We start from the raw sequence: 21,223 nt of genomic DNA on the forward strand, positions 1-21,223 counted from the left end.
TTCCTACGGAGCGGTAACGACGAGACGCCGCGGTCGCGCACAAGGTGCGCTCCTACAGGGGGTACAGCAACATCAATGGTGTGTGCCGTCGAGAATGATGTGCGTCGTCGAGCCCATAGGGCTGGGGTGAGGGACCACCTGCGAGAACACGCCTATCTCTGTAGGAGCGCACTTTGTGCGCGACAAGCCTACGGAGCGGTAACGACGAGACGCCGCGGTCGCGCACAAGGTGCGCTCCTACAGGGGGTGCGGCAACATCAATGGTGTGTGCCGTCGAGAATGATGTGCGTCGTCGAGCCCATAGGGCTGGGGTGAGGGACCACCTGCGAGAACATGCCTATCTCTGTAGGAGCGCACCTTGTGCGCGACCAGCCTGCGGAGCGGTAACGACGAGACGCCGCGGGCGCGCACAAGGTGCGCTCCTACAGGGGGGGCGGCAACATCAATGGTGTGCGGCGTGGAGCCCATGGTCTTGCTCTGGACCTGCTTGAACAAGTCGCCTGCTCGATAGGAGCAACTCAAGCAAAGCCGCAAATCAGCCCCGCTGCTTCCCGTTCCACTCCACAAAAATCCGATGCATCGCATCCAGCCCATCGAACAACGCTGCCGGCCCCGGCTGCAAAATGATCGGCGACTTGATCTCGTAGAGATCACCATGGCGCACGGCAGGAATCGCATCCCACCCTTCCCTCGCCGCCACACGCTCCGGACGAAACCGCTTCCCGCACCACGAGCCAAGAATGACGTCCGGAGCCGCGCGCACAACCTCGCCCGCGTCGGCGAGAATGCGATGCTTCGCCAGCGATTCCCCTGACATTTGCGGAAACACGTCATCGCCACCGGCAATGCGGATCAACTCGGCTACCCAGCGAATGCCGGTGATCAGCGGCTCATCCCACTCCTCGAAATACACCTTTGGACGGCGTACGAACGAGGCAGCTATCGCTTCGATGTCCGCGATGTGTTGCTCGGCCTTGCGTGCATAGGCGGCTGCCTTCTCTGCCGCGCCCACCATCGCGCCCAGTCGACGGATGTAGGCAAGAATGCCTTTCACGCTGCGATGATTGCTGATCCACACCTCCACGCCCGCCTTGATCAGCTCGCGCGCGATATCCGCCTGGATATCCGAAAAACCGATCACGAAATCGGGTTCCAGCTTCAGGATCTCGTCGATCTTTGCACTGGTGAATGCCGAGACCTTGGGCTTTTCCCTGCGTGCCCGTGGCGGTCGCACAGTGAAGCCGGAAATGCCGACGATGCGGCGTTCCTCGCCCAGCGCGTAAAGCACTTCGGTGGGTTCTTCGGTCAGGCAGACAATGCGCTGCGGATAATGGTCGGTGCTACTTGGAACGTCAGTCACGCCTTCAATGCCCCAGCACGGTCACCGTGATCTTTCGCTGATGCGGATCAAGTCGGTGTTCCCAAAGATAAATGCCTTGCCACGTACCCAGTTGCAGCTTGCCGGTGTGCACCGGCACTACCAGGCTCACCCCGGTGAGAATGGCGCGCACATGGGCGGGCATGTCGTCCGGGCCTTCTTCGTCATGACGGAAGATCTTGTCGCCGTCGACCACCGCACGCGCAAACCAGCGTTCGAGATCGTCACGCACCGTGGGATCGGCGTTCTCGCTGATCAGCAGCGATGAACTGGTGTGCAGGCTGAAGATGTTCGCGATGCCGGTGTGTACGCCGCTGGCGGACACCACCTCGTTGACCTTGTCGGTGATCTCCGTAAAGCCGCGGCCGCGCGTGTGCACGACAAAACCGTTCTGGGCGACGTGATCGGCAGGCGCAGCTCGCATGCGGAAAGCCTCCGGCAGGATCAGGGATACAGCAGGCGACTCGTCCAGGTTTGTCCGTGACGGCTCCAGCGCACGCGTTCGTGCAGCCGGTATTCGGCGCCGTACCAGAACTCCACCATGTCCGGTTCCACCACGTAACCGCCCCAGTGTGGCGGACGCGGCACGTCCCGGCCTTCGAATTCGTGTTCGTAGCGCGCGTAGCGCTGTTCGAACGTTTCGCGATCGGGCAGGGTCTGCGACTGCAGCGAGGCCCACGCGCCAATCTGGCTTTCGCGTGCACGCGTGGCGAAGTACGCATCCGACTCTTCCGGCAACACCTTGCGCGCCACGCCTTCCACACGAACCTGCACGGCGTTGCGCAGCTGTTTCCAGTGGAAACACAGCGCGACCTGCGGATGCGCCTCGACCTGGCCGCCCTTGTCGCTTTCGTAGTTGGTGTAGAAGCGAAAGCCCCGTTCGTCGGCACCCTTCAGCAACACAATGCGCGAACTCACCCGCCCGGCCGCATCGACCGAGGCCAGGCTCATGGCCGTAGGCTCGGGCTCGCCTGCCTTGCCGGCCTCGTCCAGGAGTTGCACAAATGTGTCAAGAATTTCGTGTTTCAGCATAAGGGTCTTGAATCGTGGCCAGCGCGCGCCATCATGGTGCGATGAAAGGGTGGGTTGGCATAGGTAAAGCCGATCGCGTTGCTTCGCCAAGGCCGCCAGCCGGTGAGCCTTGCTGACGCTCATGCAGGTCGCATGAGCAAAGCGAGGATCGCTGGCTGGCTGCCTTGGCGAAGCAACCCGGAGGGCCGGGTCTGTTTGCCCACAACTCTACGTCATCACTCGGTCGTGTATTGACATACACTCCCTCGCTCTTCCTTGATTTGCGTGCAAACAGCTCCCGGCGCGATCTACTTTACCTATGCCAACCCACCCTTCGGATGCTAGCACGCAGAATTCGACCCTTGCCGGGCATTTGCTCGATCAATACGCCGGGCGGATTGCCCGCGTCCGCCGCCCCTATGTGCTGGGCCTTTCCGGCCTGCAGGGCAGCGGCAAGAGCACGCTGGCCCGGGAAATGAAGACCCAGGCCGAGTCCCGCGGCTGGCCGACCGAGGTGCTATCGCTGGATGACTTCTACTATTCGCGAAGCGAACGTGAAGTCCTTGCTCACCAGATCCATCCGCTGTTGAAAACCCGCGGCGTGCCGGGCACGCATGAAATCGAGCTGTTGATGTCGGTGCTGGCCGCGTTGCCGCAGGCCTCTGACAAGTTGCCGGTGGAGCATCCGCGCTTCGACAAGGGGCGCGACACCCGCATGGCGCCCTCCAAGTGGCCCAAGGTCACACGGCCGCCCAAGCTGGTGATTCTGGAAGGTTGGGCACTGGGCCTGCGCCCGCAGCTGCTCGGTGCCCTGGACAAGCCCGTGAATGAGCTGGAGCGCGATGAAGACCCGGAAGGCACCTGGCGCCACTGGGTGAACAAGCAGCTGCGTGGTTACCAGCCGCTGTGGCGCAAGCTCGATGCATTGATCGTGTTGCAGGCGCCCAACTGGGAAATCGTGCGCAAGTGGCGCAGCCAGCAGGAAGAAGAACTGCTGGCACGACACGCACCGCTCGCCATGGATGCCCAGACCATGGTCCGCTTTCTCGCCCACTACGAGCGCCTTAGCCGTCATGCGCTCGCCACGCTGCCCGAGCAGGCCGATACCACCGTGGAATACGACGATGACCGCCACGTCATCGCCCTCAATCACAGCTGACGCGGACTATTCGCTTCGCTTCAAGCGTTCGGTTCCACTTGCACGGCGGTGCCGTAAGCGAGAACTTCGGTGACGCCTTCGGCAACATCGTTCGCGTCATAGCGCATGCCGATCACCGCGTTGGCACCTCGTTCGGCGGCATGGCGCAGCATCAAGTCGAAGGCTTCCTCCCGTGCGTGTTCGCACAGCTCGGTATAGATGGTGATGTTGCCGCCCACCAGCGTCTGCAGCGCCGCGCCGAAGTTGCCCACCACGCTGCGCGAGCGGACGGTGATGCCGCGCACGATGCCCATCGGTCGCACGATGCGATAACCCGGCAATTCATTCGCGGTGGTGATCAGGTGAAGCGCGATGTTGTTCGGCATGAATCGTCTCTCCGTGTGACGTGGAATGAACGGCGCAAAGCAGGCTGGCTCAGCCGCTGCCGTCCAGCAAGGCGGCATAGCCGGCACGCGCGTCGGGCCAGCGCGGTGTGAAGCCCGACGCCCGCAGCCGAACGTTGCTAAGCCGCTTGCTGCCCACACCGGCGGGCGCAGGCCCTTCTCCCGGCAACGCTACGCCAAGTTGTCGCGCGAGAGCGTCGTACAGCACATCCAGCGGCAGCGGCGTGCTGTCCACGCCGAGATAGAGCGGCGACGGCCCGGCAAGAAACAGCAGATGCACGATGGCCGCCGCGGCGTCGTCGACATGGATGCGGTTGGCCCAATGGGTTTCGTGGCGTGGCACGCGCACCTCGCCACGGCGCAGGCGTTCGATCAACTGAAGCCGACCGGGCCCGTAAAGCCCGGCGAGTCGCAACACGATCGACGGCGCGCCCGCGCGTGCCAGCGCCTCCGCTTCCAGCAATACGCGGCCGTTGAAGCCAGGAGGTGCCACCGGCGTTTCCTCGTCGACCCACGCGTCGCCGTGTTCGCCATAGACGGCACTCGATGAAACAAACACCAGCCGCTGTAGTGTCGATGGCCCAAGGGCGTCGAGCAGATGCCGGAGACCATCGACGAAGACCGCGCGATAGAGCCCTTCGTCACGCGCATCAGGCGTCGGCAGGTACACGACATGGGTGATTCCCTCGGGTAACGCGCGCAGGGTTTCCGGCTGGGTCAGGTCGCCCTGAATCCCATGCACGCCATCGCCACCATAGTCGGCAGCACGGCGACGCAACGCCCAAACCTCGTCGCCACGTTGGCGCAGCAACTGCGCCACACGCAGGCCGACATCGCCTGCTCCGGCGATCAATACGCGCGCGCTCATCGCCGCTCTCCCGGAAAATGGCGCCACGTTGCGCTTTCGCGCCTGTTAGCATTCACCCATGAATCCATCGTTCAACCTGTTCATCGTCGGCCCCACCGGCGCCGGCAAGACGTCCATCGGGCGTCGGCTGGCTGACCATTATGGGCTTACCTTTGTCGATCTCGACCAGGAGATCGAGCGGGTGTGTGGCGTGCCGGTGAGCACCGTGTTTGAGATCGAAGGCGAAGCCGGCTTTCGCCAGCGCGAAAGCACCCTGCTCGCCGAACACAGCCAGCGCCGCGGTGTACTGATGGCCACGGGCGCGGGTGCCGTGCTGGATGCTGCCAATCGTCGCCGGCTTGTCGATCACGGCTATGTGCTGTGGCTGCAGGCCACTCTGGAGCAACAGCTGGAGCGTCTCGCGCAGGATCGCCAGCGCCCCTTGCTCGCCGGCGTGGATCGCGCCGAACGCTTGTCCACCATGTCGGAACGACGCACGCCGCTGTATGAAGAAATCGCCGACCTGGTGATTCCCGGTGCGCACGAAACCGTCCACGCTGCCAGCGCGCGCAGCATCCTTCTGATCGACCAGCACTGGCAGCGCCAGCACGCCGCATGACAACGACCACGCATACCCAACCCCGCACCATCGACGTTGCCCTGGGCGAGCGCAGCTATCCCGTCTGGATCGGCCCCGGCCTGCTGTCCGATCACGCACGCTGGCGTCGCACGCTGCGCGGTCGCCACGCGCTGGTGATCAGCAATACGACGGTGGCGCCACTGTATCTGGAGCGCGTGTCGCAGGGGCTGGATGGACTGAGCTGGTCGTCGTTCCTCATCGACGATGGCGAGGCACACAAGACCTTCGCCAACGTGGGCCTGGCGCTCGATGCACTGGCCAAGCTTGGCGCTACCCGCGATGCCTGTGTGATTGCACTGGGCGGTGGCGTGGTAGGCGATCTCGCCGGTTTCAGCGCGGCGTGCTGGATGCGTGGCATCGACTTCATCCAGATGCCGACCACCTTGCTGTCGATGGTCGATTCCTCCGTCGGCGGCAAGACGGGCGTGAACCTGCCGGCCGGCAAGAACCTGGTGGGCGCGTTCCATCAGCCACGCGCCGTGATCGCCGATATCGACACGCTCACCACCCTGCCCGAGCGCGAATACCGTGCGGGCCTGGCGGAAGTGGTGAAAGGCGCTGCCATTGGCGATCCCGCGTTTTTCGCGTGGCTGGAAGCGCATGCCGCGGCGTTGAACGCGCGCCAGACTGCGCCACTGATCGAAGCCATCGCCCGCAAGGTGCACTACAAGGCCGGCGTGGTGGCACGCGATGAAACAGAACAAGGCGAACGCGCGCTGCTCAACCTCGGCCACACCTTTGGCCATGCACTGGAAACGGCCGGCAAGTACAAGGTGCTGCTGCATGGCGAAGGCGTCGCGGTGGGCATGCTGCTGGCGGCACGATTGTCCGAGCGCCTCGGCATGAGCGATACGGCCGATACGGCACGCCTGCACGGCCTGCTCGAAGCCGTGGGTTTGCCCACGTCGGTTCCCGCCGGCATGGATGCGGAGCAGCTGCTTGCGTTGATGCGCCTGGACAAGAAGAACCTCGCCGGCACGCTGCGGCTCATTCTGTGGCGCGGCATCGGGCGTGCGGAGATAGTCAGCGGCGTGGATGAGCGTGATGTGCTGGCGGTGCTGGAAGCGGCCACTCGCTAACCGACAACGTATCGCCGTGGGTCGCGCACAAGTGCGCTCCTACAGCGGAGTTTCTTTTGTAGGAGCGCACTTGTGCGCGACCGCAAGACAGCCGACGCCCAGCGCGTCACCCTGTCGCACTCGCTCCCCAGACCCCAAGCCTCTTAGAATGCGGCTTCTGCGGCCACCAGCCCTCTTTCGAACCGGACTCCATGCGCCTCTACCTGCAAGCCATGACCGCCACCGCCGAGGCGCCGCGTTATGTCCAGATCGTGCTGGAACAGGATCTGCTGGGCGGCTGGACGCTGTATCGCGAATCGGGCGTGCAAGGTGGCAAGGCCACGCTGAAGCGTGAGCAATTCCTGGAGCGCGACGACGCGCTCGCCGCTTTCGAAAAGGCACGCGACGCGCAGATCAAGCGCGGCTTCCGCGTGATGTTCAGCCAGGGCCAGGACGGCCCTTACGGATCGTAGAAATGACTGATGCCTTGAAGAACGACCGCTTCCTGCGCGCCCTGCGCCGTGAGGCTACCGACACCACGCCCGTGTGGGTGATGCGCCAGGCCGGCCGCTATCTGCCGGAATACCGCGCAACCCGCGCACGCGCCGGCAGCTTCATGGCGCTGGCCACGAATCCCGAACTCGCCTGCGAAGTCACCTTGCAGCCACTTGAACGTTTCGAGCTGGACGCCGCGATTCTGTTCTCGGACATCCTCACCATTCCCGATGCGATGGGCCTGGGCCTGAGTTTCGCCACGGGCGAAGGCCCGCAGTTCGCCCACCCGGTTCGCACGAAGGCCGATATCGAAAGGCTCGCCGTGCCCGACATGGACCGCGAGCTGCGCTACGTGATGGACGCCGTACGCCTGATCCGCCAGGAGCTGCACGGCCGCGTGCCGCTGATCGGTTTCTCCGGCAGCCCATGGACGCTGGCCTGCTACATGGTGGAAGGCCAGGGCTCGCGCGATTTCGCCCGCCTCAAGGGCATGTGCTGGAGCGATCCCGCCCTCGCCCACCAGCTGCTGGAAACGCTGGCCAAGGCCGTGGCTGCCTATCTCATCGCCCAGGCGGAAGCCGGCGCGCAGGCGCTGATGGTGTTCGACACCTGGGGCGGCCTGCTCGGACCGGCCCCGTTCCGTGAATTCTCGCTGCGCCACATGGCGCAGGTGGTCGAGGCACTGAAGGCCCACCCGGCCAGCCGCGACCTGCCGGTGATCCTGTTCTCCAAGGGTGCCGGGCAGCATCTGGCCACCATGGCCGACACCGGTTGTTCCGCGCTGGGCGTGGACTGGACCATCGACCTTGCCGACGCCCGCCAGGCCGTGGCCGGCCGCGTGGCGCTGCAGGGCAACCTGGACCCGGCCATCCTGCTGGCCGACCCGGAGGTCATCCGCCGCGAGGTGCGCCGCGTGCTGGACAGCTACGGCAACCATCCGGGGCACGTGTTCAACCTGGGGCACGGGATCACGCCGGAGGTGAATCCGGAGCATGTGAAGGTGCTGGTGGATGAAGTGCACGCGTACGGCCGAAAGCTGCGCGGCTGACGCTCTTGTCCCCTCTCCCCTCCGGGGAGAGGGCTAGGGTGAGGAGCGGGTGCTCGCGGAAGTGTCACCTACCCCTGAAAAAAGCCCCCATATTCCAACCAAGCCTCAGGGCAGGCCCCGCCCCCTCACCCCAACCCTCTCCCCGGAGGGGAGAGGGAGTGAAAAGCGGGGCTTTTGGCACCTCGTGCCCCCCGCCCGTACAATCGACCTTTTACCGTCAATCCCCACGCGCCGAGCCCGGCGCGCACACGCGAGCCCCCGATGGACAAGAGTTTCGAACCCGGCCAGATCGAATCGAAGTGGTATGCCGCCTGGGAAGCCAGCGGTGACTTCAAGCCGTCCGGCCAGGGCGAGCCCTACTGCATCCTGCTGCCGCCGCCAAATGTTACCGGCACCCTGCACATGGGCCATGCGTTCCAGCAGACCGTGATGGACATGCTGATCCGCTACCAGCGCATGCGCGGCATGAACACGCTGTGGCAGGTGGGCACGGACCACGCCGGCATCGCCACGCAGAAGATCGTGGAAAACCAGCTCGCGGTGGAGAACAAGACCCGCCACGACCTGGGCCGCGAAGCCTTCGTCGAGCGCGTGTGGCAGTGGAAGGAAGAATCGGGCTCCACCATCACCAACCAGATGCGCCGCCTGGGCGTCGCCGCCGACTGGTCGCGCGAGCGCTTCACCATGGACCCGGGCCTGTCGGCCGCGGTGCGCAAGGTGTTCGTCGACTGGTTCCGCGCGGGTTTGATCTACCGCGGCAACCGCCTGGTGAACTGGGACCCGGCACTGGGCACGGCGGTGTCCGATCTTGAAGTGAACAGCGTCGAACGCGACGGCCACCTGTGGTCCATCCGCTACTTCACCGTTGACGGCAAGGACAGCGTCGTCGTGGCCACCACGCGTCCGGAAACCATGCTGGGCGACGTCGCTGTGGCGGTGAATCCGGAAGACGAGCGCTACACGCACCTTGTCGGCAAGACGCTGCGCCTGCCGCTGAGCGATCGCGAGATCCCGGTGATTGCGGACGACTACGTCGATCGCGAATTCGGCACCGGCTTCGTCAAGATCACGCCCGCGCACGACTTCAACGACTACGCCATCGGCCAGCGCCACAACCTGGCGCCGATCAACATCTTCACGCTGGACGCGAAGGTCAACGACAACGCGCCGGAAAAATACCGCGGCATGGATCGCTACGAAGCACGCAAGGCCGTGCTCGCCGATCTGGAAGCGCAGGGCCTTCTCGTCGAGACCAAGCCGCACAAGCTGCAGGTGCCGGTGAGCCAGCGCTCGGATGCGGTGATCGAGCCCATGCTCACCGACCAGTGGTTCCTCGACCTGACCAGCGAGAAGGGCCGCAAGGAAATCACCGAGCCTGCGCTCGACGCCGTGCGCGGCGGCGAGATCAAGTTCGTGCCGGAAAACTGGAGCACCACGTACACGCAGTGGCTCGACAACATCCAGGACTGGTGCATCAGCCGCCAGCTGTGGTGGGGCCATCGCATTCCGGCGTGGTACGACGAAGCGGGCAACATCTTCGTCGGCGAAGACGAGGCCGACGCACGCGCGCATGCCACCACCACGCCCGTCGGCGCGCTGCGCCAGGACGAGGACGTGCTCGACACCTGGTTCTCGTCTGCACTGTGGCCGTTCTCCACGCTGGGTTGGCCGATGGACGGCCCGGTGAAGGACGAACACGGCAACGTCGTGGCCAACTGGGAAACGGACAACGTGTTCCTGCCCAGCGCCGTGCTGGTGACCGGCTTTGACATCATCTTCTTCTGGGTCGCGCGCATGGTGATGGCGACCAAGTACTTCACCGGTCGCGTGCCCTTCAAGCATGTCTACATCAACGCCATCGTGCGTGATGCGGAAGGCCAGAAGATGTCCAAGTCCAAGGGCAACACGCTCGATCCGCTCGATTTGATCGACGGTATCGAACTGGAGCCGCTGGTCACCAAGTCCACCAAGTCGCTGCTGATTCCGCAGGTGCGCGAGAAGGTGGAAAAGCGCATCCGCAAGGACTACCCGGCCGGCATCCCCGCCATCGGCACCGACGCGCTGCGCTTCACCTTCGCCGCGCTCGCCAGCTACAGCCGCACCATCAACTTCGACATCAAGCGTGCCGAAGGCTACAAGGCGTTCTGCAACAAGTTGTGGAACGCCGCGCGCTTCGTCCTGATGAATCTGCCGGACGGCGAGTTGGTTGCGCCTGCGAACGGCCCGGTGACGGAAGCCGAGCGCTGGATTCTTACGCGCCTCAAGCAGACGCTGACCGATGTGGAGCAGCACTTCGCCAGCTACCGCTTCGACCTGCTGGCGCAGGAGCTGTACGAGTTCACGTGGAACGAGTTCTGCGACTGGTTCCTTGAACTCTCCAAGCCGGCATTGAACGGTGACGACGCGGCCGCTGCGGCATCCACGCGCCACACGCTGGTGGTGGTGCTGGAAACCATCCTGCGCGCGTTGCACCCCATCGTGCCGTTCATCAGCGAAGAGATCTGGCATTCGGTTGCGCCGAAGCTCGGCCTCGATGCGAAGTTCCTGCTGGAGCGTCCGTGGCCGAAGGCGGAAGACATTGCCGCCGACGATGCCGCCACCGCCGAAATCGAATGGTTCAAGAACGTGTTGAGCGGCATCCGTCGTATCCGCGCCGAAATGAACATCGCGCCGGGCAAGACCATCCCGCTGCTGCTCGCCGATGGCGACGCCACGGATCGCTCGCGCGCCGCCAAGTTCGCCGCACAGATCAGCTTCCTTGCCCGCGTGGATGCGCCGCAGTGGATCGAATCCGGTGCCGATGAACCGGCTGCCGCCGCGGCCGTGGTCGGCTCCATGCGCGTGCTGATTCCGCTGGCGGGCCTGATCGACCTGAGTGCCGAGAAGACGCGCCTTTCCAAGGAAATCGCCCGCATCGAAGGCGAAATCAAGAAGTGCGAAGGCAAGCTGGGCAACGCCAACTTCGTCGCCAATGCACCGGCGGAAGTGGTGGCGCAGGAGCGTCAGCGCATCACGGACTGGACGACACAAGCCAACGCGTTGCGTGAGCAGGCGCAGAAGCTGGGCTAAGAAGCGAGACGCGCCCCGTTCCACCGGGCGCGTCCATTTCTGTAGGAGCGCACTTGTGCGCGACCTCGCCGCCAGGTGAGACATGGTCGCGCACAAGTGCGCTCCTACAGGAAGAACTGCCGACTCAGGGCGCCGGCAACAAATCCAGCGCCATCACGATGGCATCCTCGCGCCCGTCCTTTGCCGGGTAGTACTTCGGCCGGCGGCCGATCTCCTCGAAGCCGATCGATCGGTAAAGACTCTGCGCCACAGGGTTGGATGGGCGCACTTCCAGGAACACCCTGCCCGCGCCATTCCAGCGGGCAATATCCAGCAGGCGGCGGAACAGGAAACGCCCCAGGCCCAGCCCGCGATGATCGGGACCCACGCAAACGTTGAGCACATGCGCCTCGCCCGCGGCCACGGACAGCACGCCATAGCCGGCGATGACACCGTCCACCCACATCACCCAGCACGGATGCCCGGCTTTCAGGCAGTCGCCAAAGATGCCGGCCGTCCACGGGAAGTCGTAGGACACCGCCTCCATCGCGGCCACCATGGGGACGTCATCGCGACGCATGGCGCGGATTTCGGCATGGGGTCGGGCCACGGCAACCATGAACATCACTCCACGCCGGAGGCCAGCGCGCGCCGTAGACTGCGCAGCGCATTCCACAGGCGGCGCTTGGCCGCGCCCGATGCCAGCACGCCAGCCGGTTCGTCGGCGAGCACGATATGCGCGCGACTCAGCGCGGCGGCCGGCAACTCGCGACCCAGGGCGTGGGCCTGCGCTTCGCCAAACACCAGATAGGCGCGAGCCTCAGGCACGGCCGCCAGTTGTCCGTCACGCACTTCGATGCGCGGAGCGCGGGCCACGGCAGCGCCGGCCGTCATCAACGCACGGCCGACCAGGTCGAGCTCCCTCGCCGAGCAACCCGACGGCAACACCACGATGCACTCGCCGGCCACCATCGGCGCCGCGTCGTCCGCAACAAGGGTCTCAACCACCACGGGTTCCGGTGCCGACGCGCGGCGCACCCAAGGCGTCACGCCCAGCGCGCGCAACACGCGCTCGCGATGCGGCAAGGCGTGCGCAGGGCCGGCCATCACGCCATGCCTCGACGTCGACGGCGCGTGGCGCGACCCCACAGGGTCATCACCGGGCCAGACAGCAGATACAGCGTGAACACCACGAACAGCACGCGCGGCGGATCAATGAAAAACGGCACCAGCACCAGCACGCCGATCAGCACCCACAGGAACGGCACGCGGTCGCCCATCGGCAAGGATTTGAAACTGTAGTAGCGGAAATTGCTGACCATCAGCAGACCTACCAGTACCGCCATCACCAGGGTGATGAAACACACTTCCGCGCCGATCACGCCGAACTTGTCCATGGTCCACACGAAGGACATGCACACCGCCGCGGCCGCCGGGCTCGCCAGCCCCTGGAAATAGCGCTTGTCGATCACGCCGACCTGGGTGTTGAACCGCGCCAGGCGCAACGCCGCGCAGGCCGCATAGATGAAGGCCGCCGCCCAGCCGATCTTGCCCCAGGTGGGGCCGTAGTCCTTGAGCGTGGACAGCGACCAGGTGTACATCACCAGGGCCGGCGCCAGCCCGAAGCTGACCAGGTCCGACAGCGAGTCGTACTGCACGCCAAACTCGCTCTGGGTGTTGGTCAGGCGGGCCACGCGACCGTCCATGCCGTCCAGCAGCGCCGCCACGAATACCGCAATGGCCGCCGAGCTGAAATCGCCGCCGATGCTCGTCACGATCGCGTAGAACCCGGCAAACATCGCGCCGGTGGTGAACAGGTTCGGCAGCAGATAGATGCCCCTGTGGCGCGGGGGGCGGACGGGCGTACTGTCGCTCATGAATCAATCCGTGACGGAATACGCGCAGTGTAAACCATCCCCCGCTTGAGTCCGGCCGGGCGGGGTGTTAACAAATGCGCAGCTTATTATTTCCGCCCTTGGAGCCCTCCATGCGTCGCCTCCTGATCGCCACCGCACTGCTGCTGGCCGCGCCCCTGGTTGCTGCCCAGGCCTACAAATGGACCGATGCCAAGGGCACGGTGCACTACTCTGATGCCCCGCCGCCGCAGGGCACCAAGTACAACAAGGTCAGCACCACCGGCACGGTGGAACCCTTGGCAGCCCCCGCCAGCAGCGACAGCACGGCCGATGCCACGGCCAAGCCCGACAACAGCCATCCAACCCAGCCCGTCGCCGATACGCCGGAAAACCGCGCCAAGCTTTGCGCCAACCTCAAGACCAACATGGACGCGCTCAACGGCAGCGGCCCCGTGGTGATGGAAACCAACGGCCAGCAGACCGTGATCAACGCTGAGCAGCGCAAGCAGCAGCAGACCGCCACCCAGTCCCAATACCAGCAGTATTGCTCAGGCGGCTAAGCCAGCCCTCGCAAGACGACCGGAAAACCGGCGCGGCGCGCGAAGTTGTGCGCCGCGGGCCGCTATAATCGGCCTCTTTCTCCGCCGGATCCGCACGCATGCGCCTCAGCCAATTCCACCTGGCCACCGTCAAGGAAGTTCCTGCCGACGCCGAAATCGCCAGCCATCGCCTGATGCTGCGCACCGGCATGATCCGCAAGCTTGCCGCCGGCCTGTATACCTGGTCGCCGCTGGGCCTGCGCGTGCTGCGCAAGGTGGAAGCCGTGGTGCGGGAGGAAATGGACCGCGCCGGCGCCATCGAGCTGCTGATGCCCACCATCCAGCCCAAGGAACTGTGGGAAGAAACCGGCCGCTGGGAAAAATTCGGCCCGCAGCTGCTCAAGGTCAAGGACCGCAAGGAGCAGGAGTTCTGCTACGCACCCACGGCCGAAGAAGTGATCACCGACTACGCGCGCAACGAGCTGAAGAGCTACAAGCAGCTGCCGGTGAATTTCTATCAGATCCAGACCAAATTCCGCGATGAAATCCGCCCGCGCTTCGGCGTGATGCGTGCGCGCGAGTTCCTGATGAAGGATTCCTACTCCTTCCACCTGACGCAGGAATCGCTGCAGCAGACGTACGACGCGATGTACCAGGCCTACTCGCGCATCTTCACGCGCCTGGGCTTGAAGTTCCGCGCCGTGCAGGCCGACACCGGCGCCATCGGCGGCAACGCCAGCCACGAATTCCAGGTCATGGCTGATTCGGGCGAAGACGCCATCGTCTTCTCCGATGGCTCCGACTACGCAGCCAACATCGAAAAGGCGGAAGCATTGGCACCGACCGGCGAGCGCCCTGCTCCGTCGGCCGAGCTTGTGCGCGTGGATACACCCACGCAGAAGACCATCGACGACGTCGCCGCGTTCCTCAAGGTCACGCCGCAGCAGTGCGTGAAGACCATCCTGGTGCGCGGCACCGAAGGCCTCGTCGCGCTCTGCCTGCGTGGCGACCACGAAGTGAACGAGGTGAAGGCCGGCAAGCTCGCCGAGATGCCGGGTGCCTCCGAGCTTGCCTCGGAAGAAGAAATCCTTGCCGTTACCGGCACGCGCCCGGGCTTCATCGGCCCGGTGAATCTGCCCGCGGAAATCCCGGTCATCATCGATCGTAGCGCGGCCGTGCTCGCCGACTTCGTCTGCGGCGGCAACCAGGACGGCACGCACTACACCGGCGCCAACTGGGACCGCGATGCCCGCGTGACGCGCGTGGAAGACATCCGCCAGGTCGTGGCGGGCGATCCCTCGCCCGACGGCCAGGGCACGTTGCAGATGGCACGCGGCATTGAAGTGGGCCACGTGTTCCAGCTCGGCAAGAAGTACGCCGAGGCACTGAAGGCCACCGTGCTCGATGAAAACGGCAAGGCCCAGGTGATGATGATGGGCTGCTACGGCATCGGCGTCAGCCGCATCGTGGCCGCCGCCATCGAACAGCGCCATGACGACGCCGGCATCATGTGGCCCGAACCGATGGCGCCCTGGCGCATCGCGGTGTGCGTGATCAATCCCAAGAACGCGCCCGAGATCACCGAGGCGGCCGAGTCGCTCTACAAGACGCTGCAGGCACGCGGCATCGACGTGGTGCTGGACGACCGCGGCCTGCGCCCCGGCGCCATGTTTGCCGACATGGAACTGATCGGCATCCCGCATCGCGTGGTGGTCAGTGAGCGCGGCATTGCCGCCGGCACGCTGGAATATCGCGCACGCGATGAAGCCGAGGCTCGCGCCGTGACGCAGGACGAGCTGTTCACACTGCTCGGCTGATCACGGAAACCCGGTCCAGGAAAGCGGCCGCGCAAGCGGCCGTTTTTTTGTCCGGCGCTGACATTGCCTGCCGTATTTTGTTTTTCCCAAAATTTGGCGCGGCGCCGACTGGCCAATGGCCATAAAGCCCCGAAAGCCAAAATGTCGACTGGCTCACCCTGCTACGGCCTTTAGACCATATTCCTTTTAATGGCCGCCAGTTACGTTCGCCCGTCCTTTCAAATGGTTCGCATTTCCTTTGCAACTGCCCTTTGGATAGGTAAAAATCAATAATCCAAAAGAGGTACTGCCACATGTCGCAGCACCCAACAGGCAGCCACACTCATCCCGGGAGTTACGCATGGCAGTTGATATCAAGAACCTCAACCATAATCAGCTCAACGACCTGATCAGCAAGGCCCAGGTTCGTCAGCAGGAATTGCGCAAGGAAAAGGTCGCCAAGCTGCGCGAGAAAATCCATGCGCTGATCAAGGCTGAGGGTTATTCGTTCGACGATATTTTTGGCAGCACGCGCGGTGGCAAGACCCGCCGCACCGGCACCACGGTGGCGCCGAAGTATCGCAACCCGGCAGATCCCGAACAGGTGTGGTCCGGCCGCGGCAAGCGTCCGCGCTGGTTCAACGACGCGCTGAAGGCGGGCAAGAAGGAAAAGGATCTGGCGATCTGATCGCCTGGGTCATCCCCCCAAAAAAGCCGGCTAAAAGCCGGCTTTTTTTATTTCCGCGCGCCGATTTTCAGAGCGAGCGGCGTGGCGCAATCAACAGGTCGCCGAACAGCAATCCCGCCACCAGTGCGATAAGCAGGGTAATCAGCAGCAGCGTGCTATCCATGCCCAGCGTGGTATCGCGTTCCAGCAAGTACGAGACACTGCGGAATCCCACGCTACCCGGCACCAGCAAGATAATGCCCGGCTCCCGGATCATGGCACCGGGTCGATGCACGAAACGCGCGTAGAGATTCGCCACGCTGCTCAATATCAATCCGCCCAGGAACACGCCAAAGGGCGCCGCAGGCAACCGGCCCGCCAATGCACCACCCCAACGCGTGGACAGATAACCCAACACCACCGCCGCCATCACCACCAGCCAATCGCGACGCGCGGCGCGGAATGAAATCGCAAACGCAAACGCGCCGACCAGCAGCGCCGGATAATCCGTCCATGCCGGCAATGGCGGCAAGGCGTAGTCGCGGCCTTCGATGCCGAATGCACTGCACAGCTGCGTGGCAGCCACCGTGCCGAACGTAAGCTTGATCAGCGTGGCGATGGCGCCGCCCATGCGTGCCACACCCGATACCAGGTGCTGGCTGGAAATCTCGCGCACCGCCGTCGTCAGCGTCATGCCCGGCATCAACACGATCAACCCAGCGAGGATCACCGACTTGATCGCCAGCGGCACCACCAATTCACTGACGACGATGGCGATGGTCGTTGCCACCAGCGCGCTGATCGCCTCGCTGGCCACGGCCAGTCGCGGACGCGTCGCCGACAACACGGTGATGGTACCGATGATCAGACCGATGAACGCCGCCGCGAGAAGGTCCGCCCACGAACTGTGCAGCAGCAGCGCCACCACGCTTGCCGCAGCAAGGCCGTAACTGCCGATCACGCCAGCCTGCGCACGCCGTGTATCCGGGCGACCCAGTTCGCGCAACAGGCGAAAACCCTCGCGCAACTCGATATCACCCGCGATCACCTTGTCGGCAATGGCATCCGCGTCACTCAGCCTCGCGAGATTCACGTCGCCAGGGGCAAGGCGCATCACCTGCGTGACCTGCGCCACTTCGTCCTCGCCCTGCGCCAGATCCGTAAACGAAATGATGATGGCCGTTGGACTGGACCACACATCCGCCACCAGCCCGAGCCGCTGCGCCGCGCCACCAATCGCGCCTTCCAGTCGGGGCGCGGCTGTGCCGTATTGATGCAGGCGGCGCGCGAGTTCCAGCAGGAACGCGATGCGCGTGTTGAGCGGCGCCAAGGCAAGCGGCGTGAGGACGACGGGTGGATTCATCGTGTCTCGTGATGCGCGCGGCGCGGCGCGGATGAGTCATGGATAGGCATGCCGGTAGTAGAACTGATTTGGATGGCCATGTCAGGGGATGGTGTTGGACTTCGCGTGTATTCACTCGTCAGCTCCGCATCAAAGAGCGGGCCACGTGTCTCCACTTCGCGGGATTGCCGCGCAGCCTTCTGACTCCTGCGGCCTGGCCACAAGCCGCCCCAACGCAGTTCGAGTTCCAGCCTTCGGCTCTTGGCTCTTGGCCTGGCTTTTGGCTTTTGGCTTTTGGCTCGTCGGGGTCCCCGTATGACCGCGGCGTGCGGGTGGAGGACCAGCCCGCAGGGTGGCTGGCACGGATGCCAGCCAGTTTGTCGTCAGGGCAGGATGCCCTGTCGACAAACCCCGTAGCCCGCACGCGAACCTGGAGGCCGCAGGCCGGAAGGCGCGGTCATCCGGGGTGCCCTTTCTTTTGGTTACTTTTCTTTGGGCAAGCAAAGAAAAGTGACCCGGCCTCCGGCAGGAGGTCGGAAGCCCGCGGCAGGCGAGCCAGGTCGCGGCATCGGCTCAACCGAGCGAGAGAGCAAAGGCAAAGTCACTGGATTCCCGCCTTCGCGGGAATGACGGTGAGGGATAGGTACGTTCTCGCCGGGATGACTGTGAGGGATAGGGATGTCTTTGCCCGGATGGGAGTGCGGGATAGAAACGTTACCGCAAGCACCCGACCTTTATCCCCTTTTTGGGACTCACCCCAACCCTCTCCCCGGAGGGGAGAGGGAGAAAAAAAGAAACGCTTAGCGAATCTTCCCCAAAATCCCATCCAGCTCATCATTGCTGTGATAGTGGATCACCAGCTTCCCCTTCCCACCGCGCCCCTGCGCCACTTCAACACGCGTGGCAAGGCGCTCGCCCAGCTCGCGCTCCAGCGCATCGACATTGGGGTCACGCGAGGGCGTGCTCTTGGCCTTGCCCTTGGGTTCGGTCTGCGCGCGGCGGGCCGCTTCTTCCAGCTCGCGCACGCTCCAGCCGTTGCGCGACGCTTCCAGCGCCAGGCCTTCGGCCATGCTTTCCGGCAGCGTGATCAGGCAGCGTGCGTGGCCCATCTCCAGCTTGCCTTCATCGAGCAGGCGCTTGATGGAAACCGGGAGTTCGGTAAGGCGCAGCAGGTTGGATACGGAGGCGCGCGAACGGCCCACCGCATCGGCAGCCTGCTGATGGGTAAGGGAGAAATCATCGATCAGCCGCTTGAGCGCATCGGCCTCTTCCAGCGGGGTAAGGTCCTGGCGCTGGATGTTCTCGATCAGCGCCATGGCCGGCACGGCCACTTCCGGCACGTCCTTCACCAGCACGGGCAGCTCCGAAAGCTGCGCACGTTGCGCGGCGCGCCAGCGGCGCTCGCCGGCGATCAGCTCGAACTGGTTCTTGCCGATCTCGCGCACCACCACGGGCTGGATAAGCCCCTGCGCGCGAATGGACGCGGCCAGCTCGTCGAGCGCTTCGTCGTTCCAGTGGCGGCGCGGCTGGTATTTGCCGGGCTGGATGTGTTGGATCGGCAACGTGCGCAGCTCGCCTTCCTGTTCCAGCACCGAGGGCTTGCCGGGTTCGTCATGCCCGCCCAACAGCACGTCGAGCCCACGTCCCAGGCCCCGTTTTTTCGCAGCGGACATGCTTACTCCTGATGGATGTCGACGACGTCGTCGAGCGTCTCGTCACTCTCGTGCAGCATCGGCGTGACCACTTCGTTCGCCGCCGGCGCGTTCTGGCCGCGCTCGCGACGGATGATTTCGCCAGCGAGACCGATATAGGCGATGGCGCCACGCGAACTGCGGTCGTACAGATGGATCGGCTGACCGTGGCTGGGCGCTTCGGCCAGGCGCACGTTGCGCGGAATGATGGAGCGCAGCACCTTGTCGCCGAAATGCGTGGTGAGCTGCGCGGATACTTCGTTGCCGAGGTTGTTGCGCACGTCGTACATGGTGCGCAGCAGGCCTTCGATTTCCAGCGTGGGATTCAAGCGCTGGCGCACGGCCTTCACCGTGTCGAGCAGGCTGGAAAGACCTTCCAGCGCGAAATATTCGCACTGCACCGGAATCAGCAGGCCGTTCGCCGCCGCCAGCGCGTTGAGCGTAAGCAGGTGCAGCGACGGCGGACAATCGATGAGGATGGTGTCGTAACGGTCGGCGACCTTGGCCAGCGCGTCCTTCAGGCGATTTTCGCGGGCGATCGCGTCCATCAGCTTCAGCTCGGCGGCGGTGAGGTCACCGTTGCCGGGCAGCAGGTCGTAGTGCGCCTCGGTCTTGACGATGGCCTGCTCGATCGGCGCTTCGTCCAGCAGCACTTCGCAGCCGTTGGGCTTGGCCACACGCTTGTCCACGCCCGACGCCATGGTGGCGTTGCCTTGCGGATCGAGGTCGACGAGCAGCACCTTGCGCTTGGCCGCGGCCAGCGCAGCAGCGAGATTGACGGCGGTAGTGGTTTTGCCGACGCCGCCCTTCTGGTTGGCGACAGCGATGATGCGGGCCATGTGTCGTCGAGACCGTGAACGAGTGAAAAGAGCGGCTAGATTAGCAGCCTGTTCAGACCGCTGTGCGACCCAGCACCACGAGATGGCGCTCGCCGCCCACATCGGGGACCTGCAGCTCGTGGATGGCGCGAACCTCGAAACCCGCGGGCACGCCCGGCAATTCCTCGTCCGGCTGCCTGCCCTTCATGGCGAGCCAGATGCCGTCCTTGGTCAAAAGGTGACCACCCCAGGCCAGCATGTCTTCCAGGCTGGCAAAGGCGCGGGCGGTAATGCAGTCGAACTGGCCTTCCACGTCTTCCACGCGCGATTGCACGGCCCGCACGTTCTCAAGCTTGAGTGAGCGGATGGCTTCGCGCAGGAAGCGGACCTTCTTGCCATTGGAATCCACCAGCAGCACCTGCCGCTCCGGCGCGACGATGGCCAGCGGAATGCCCGGCAGGCCCGGACCCGTGCCGAGATCGGCCAGCGTCTGGCCCTGCACGTACGGCACGATGGCCAGCGAATCGACCAGGTGACGGCTCACCATCTCGACCGGGTCTCGCACGGCAGTGAGGTTGTAGGTGGCGTTCCAGCGCGCCAGCAGGGCCTGATAGTCCAGCAGGCGATCCACGGCTCCGGCCGGCAACGAAAGCCCGAGCGCGGCGATGCCACGTTCCAGGCGGGTTTGCAGTTCGGCACGGGAGGTCATGGAAAGGCCTTGATGAAACGGGGTCGCAAAGTATCGGGGGCCGCGCCGTCGTGCGCCACCTGTGGGAGCGCTCCCACAAAAGAAGCCATGTGGCAAAAGAAAAGCCCGCCGAGGCGGGCTTCAAGGATTTCCCCTGTGGCGGGTGCTCTTGGCCACCTTCGCCAGGGCCTGTCCGGCAACACTCCGGATCAGGCAAATTCCAGTTCCACGCGGGTGACCATCATGCCGCGCTCGCGCAGCGCGCCGTTCATGCTCTGCTTGAGACGCGAGCCCAGGTCGCGACGATCCGCGCTGAAGGCTTCCGGCTCCTGGCGCAGCGCGGCCAGGGCGCCACCACGGATCAGCTGGTCGGCCTGGTCGATCACCGAATCGGCGCGCTCGGGCTCCAGCACCTGCCAGTAGACCGTGCCGCGCACGTCGTGGGCGTTGGCCAGCGGCTCCTCGAAGCGCAGCACCTGGCCGCCGAGGTTGATGCGATGCTCCACGCGGTCGATCAGCGGGAGGGCCATGTGGGTACCTGGCTGCAGAAGGCGATACGGCTTGCCGCGGCGATAGAGGCTATGCACCTGGTCGGCCGGTACGCGCTTGATCGCCGTGGCAAACGTGGCGATCAAGGCCAGGACAACGAGAGTTATCAGGGCATTCATAATAGTGAATACAACGAGTTATGTGGTTTTTCTTCGCTAAAGCTGTAGGTAGATAGTACAGCCTGTTGCGCCCCTTTAGATTAATCCTTAT

At 64.4% G+C, this 21,223-nt stretch carries 23 protein-coding genes; 9 read left to right on the forward strand and 14 right to left on the reverse strand.

Translation table 11 applies throughout. The features are described 5' to 3' along the window. Nucleotides 1–535: 535 nt before the first annotated feature. From DK366_RS05795 to pdxH, 3 genes are read right to left on the reverse strand one after another with little or no spacing between them, the layout of a single operon-like run. A complete protein-coding gene (locus DK366_RS05795) occupies nucleotides 536–1,360 on the reverse strand; it encodes a cobalamin-binding protein (RefSeq protein ID WP_109124595.1) in 825 nt (274 codons plus the stop codon). A 4-nt stretch (nucleotides 1,361–1,364) separates the two neighbouring features. Then, the gene (locus DK366_RS05800; protein WP_109124596.1) at nucleotides 1,365–1,802 is read right to left on the reverse strand and encodes a secondary thiamine-phosphate synthase enzyme YjbQ; all 438 of its coding nucleotides are present in this window, start codon (nucleotides 1,800–1,802) and stop codon (nucleotides 1,365–1,367) included. A 20-nt stretch (nucleotides 1,803–1,822) separates the two neighbouring features. Next, entirely contained in the window at nucleotides 1,823–2,410 is a 588-nt protein-coding gene (pdxH, locus tag DK366_RS05805; RefSeq protein ID WP_109124743.1) for a pyridoxamine 5'-phosphate oxidase, read from the reverse strand. Nucleotides 2,411–2,708: 298 nt separating this feature from the next. On the opposite strand from pdxH, the gene DK366_RS05810 reads away from it, so the two are divergent. Further along, on the forward strand, nucleotides 2,709–3,548 hold the full coding sequence (locus DK366_RS05810) for a kinase (protein WP_109124597.1): 840 nt from the start codon (nucleotides 2,709–2,711) through the stop codon (nucleotides 3,546–3,548). A gap of 20 nt (nucleotides 3,549–3,568) precedes the next feature. Here DK366_RS05810 and DK366_RS05815 read toward each other — a convergent pair whose 3' ends face one another. Beyond that, complete coding sequence (locus tag DK366_RS05815; protein WP_109124598.1) at nucleotides 3,569–3,913, reverse strand: heavy metal-binding domain-containing protein; 345 nt, start codon at nucleotides 3,911–3,913, stop codon at nucleotides 3,569–3,571. Nucleotides 3,914–3,962: 49 nt separating this feature from the next. After that, on the reverse strand, nucleotides 3,963–4,799 hold the full coding sequence (locus tag DK366_RS05820) for an SDR family oxidoreductase (RefSeq protein WP_109124599.1): 837 nt from the start codon (nucleotides 4,797–4,799) through the stop codon (nucleotides 3,963–3,965). 58 nt (nucleotides 4,800–4,857) lie between these two features. Here DK366_RS05820 and DK366_RS05825 point away from each other — a divergent pair, with 58 nt between their 5' ends. The 5 genes from DK366_RS05825 to DK366_RS05845 all read left to right on the forward strand — a co-directional run bounded on the left by DK366_RS05825 (nucleotide 4,858) and on the right by DK366_RS05845 (nucleotide 11,088). After that, entirely contained in the window at nucleotides 4,858–5,397 is a 540-nt protein-coding gene (locus tag DK366_RS05825) for a shikimate kinase (protein ID WP_109124600.1), read from the forward strand. Further along, complete coding sequence (gene aroB, locus DK366_RS05830; RefSeq protein ID WP_109124601.1) at nucleotides 5,394–6,497, forward strand: 3-dehydroquinate synthase; 1,104 nt, start codon at nucleotides 5,394–5,396, stop codon at nucleotides 6,495–6,497. The genes DK366_RS05825 and aroB overlap by 4 nt, the downstream gene beginning before the upstream one ends. Before the next feature lie 191 nt (nucleotides 6,498–6,688). Continuing rightward, nucleotides 6,689–6,949: a WGR domain-containing protein gene (locus DK366_RS05835; RefSeq protein ID WP_109124602.1), complete on the forward strand. Its 261-nt coding sequence runs from the start codon at nucleotides 6,689–6,691 to the stop codon at nucleotides 6,947–6,949. 2 nt (nucleotides 6,950–6,951) lie between these two features. Beyond that, on the forward strand, nucleotides 6,952–8,019 hold the full coding sequence (hemE, locus tag DK366_RS05840) for a uroporphyrinogen decarboxylase (RefSeq protein ID WP_109124603.1): 1,068 nt from the start codon (nucleotides 6,952–6,954) through the stop codon (nucleotides 8,017–8,019). Nucleotides 8,020–8,280: 261 nt separating this feature from the next. After that, the gene (locus DK366_RS05845; protein WP_109124604.1) at nucleotides 8,281–11,088 is read left to right on the forward strand and encodes a valine--tRNA ligase; all 2,808 of its coding nucleotides are present in this window, start codon (nucleotides 8,281–8,283) and stop codon (nucleotides 11,086–11,088) included. Nucleotides 11,089–11,212: 124 nt separating this feature from the next. On the opposite strand, the gene rimI is transcribed toward DK366_RS05845, so the two are convergent. The 3 genes from rimI to pssA are packed head-to-tail and all read right to left on the reverse strand — an operon-like array spanning nucleotide 11,213 to nucleotide 12,944. Then, entirely contained in the window at nucleotides 11,213–11,686 is a 474-nt protein-coding gene (gene rimI, locus DK366_RS05850; RefSeq protein ID WP_109124744.1) for a ribosomal protein S18-alanine N-acetyltransferase, read from the reverse strand. A gap of 5 nt (nucleotides 11,687–11,691) precedes the next feature. Then, the gene (locus DK366_RS05855; RefSeq protein ID WP_109124605.1) at nucleotides 11,692–12,174 is read right to left on the reverse strand and encodes a hypothetical protein; all 483 of its coding nucleotides are present in this window, start codon (nucleotides 12,172–12,174) and stop codon (nucleotides 11,692–11,694) included. After that, nucleotides 12,174–12,944, reverse strand: coding sequence for a CDP-diacylglycerol--serine O-phosphatidyltransferase (gene pssA, locus DK366_RS05860; protein ID WP_109124606.1), 771 nt, complete (start codon nucleotides 12,942–12,944; stop codon nucleotides 12,174–12,176). Before pssA ends, DK366_RS05855 begins: the two co-directional genes overlap by 1 nt. A 110-nt stretch (nucleotides 12,945–13,054) precedes the next feature. On the opposite strand from pssA, the gene DK366_RS05865 reads away from it, so the two are divergent. Then, complete coding sequence (locus DK366_RS05865; RefSeq protein ID WP_109124607.1) at nucleotides 13,055–13,483, forward strand: DUF4124 domain-containing protein; 429 nt, start codon at nucleotides 13,055–13,057, stop codon at nucleotides 13,481–13,483. Nucleotides 13,484–13,581: 98 nt separating this feature from the next. Further along, complete coding sequence (locus DK366_RS05870) at nucleotides 13,582–15,279, forward strand: proline--tRNA ligase (RefSeq protein ID WP_109124608.1); 1,698 nt, start codon at nucleotides 13,582–13,584, stop codon at nucleotides 15,277–15,279. Here the strand turns inward: DK366_RS05870 and DK366_RS21155 are convergent. After that, nucleotides 15,263–15,574 (reverse strand): hypothetical protein, encoded by a 312-nt coding sequence (locus tag DK366_RS21155; protein ID WP_157956461.1) that lies wholly within the window; start codon nucleotides 15,572–15,574, stop codon nucleotides 15,263–15,265. The genes DK366_RS05870 and DK366_RS21155 overlap by 17 nt on opposite strands. A 45-nt stretch (nucleotides 15,575–15,619) precedes the next feature. Between DK366_RS21155 and DK366_RS05875 the strand changes: the two genes are divergently transcribed. After that, entirely contained in the window at nucleotides 15,620–15,946 is a 327-nt protein-coding gene (locus DK366_RS05875) for an H-NS histone family protein (protein ID WP_109124609.1), read from the forward strand. 67 nt (nucleotides 15,947–16,013) lie between these two features. Here DK366_RS05875 and DK366_RS05880 read toward each other — a convergent pair whose 3' ends face one another. The 5 genes from DK366_RS05880 to DK366_RS05900 form a co-directional block, all read right to left on the reverse strand. Further along, the gene (locus DK366_RS05880) at nucleotides 16,014–17,288 is read right to left on the reverse strand and encodes a threonine/serine exporter family protein (protein ID WP_109124610.1); all 1,275 of its coding nucleotides are present in this window, start codon (nucleotides 17,286–17,288) and stop codon (nucleotides 16,014–16,016) included. A 779-nt stretch (nucleotides 17,289–18,067) separates the two neighbouring features. Next, on the reverse strand, nucleotides 18,068–18,940 hold the full coding sequence (locus DK366_RS05885; RefSeq protein ID WP_198651444.1) for a ParB/RepB/Spo0J family partition protein: 873 nt from the start codon (nucleotides 18,938–18,940) through the stop codon (nucleotides 18,068–18,070). 2 nt (nucleotides 18,941–18,942) lie between these two features. After that, complete coding sequence (locus tag DK366_RS05890) at nucleotides 18,943–19,797, reverse strand: ParA family protein (RefSeq protein ID WP_109124611.1); 855 nt, start codon at nucleotides 19,795–19,797, stop codon at nucleotides 18,943–18,945. Nucleotides 19,798–19,849: 52 nt separating this feature from the next. Next, a complete protein-coding gene (rsmG, locus tag DK366_RS05895) occupies nucleotides 19,850–20,485 on the reverse strand; it encodes a 16S rRNA (guanine(527)-N(7))-methyltransferase RsmG (protein WP_109124612.1) in 636 nt (211 codons plus the stop codon). 188 nt (nucleotides 20,486–20,673) lie between these two features. Next, the gene (locus DK366_RS05900) at nucleotides 20,674–21,132 is read right to left on the reverse strand and encodes an SPFH domain-containing protein (RefSeq protein WP_109124613.1); all 459 of its coding nucleotides are present in this window, start codon (nucleotides 21,130–21,132) and stop codon (nucleotides 20,674–20,676) included. Nucleotides 21,133–21,223 lie beyond the last annotated feature (91 nt).

The sequence above is a fragment of the Dyella sp. C11 genome (genome assembly GCF_003121485.1).
Taxonomy (GTDB): domain Bacteria; phylum Pseudomonadota; class Gammaproteobacteria; order Xanthomonadales; family Rhodanobacteraceae; genus Dyella.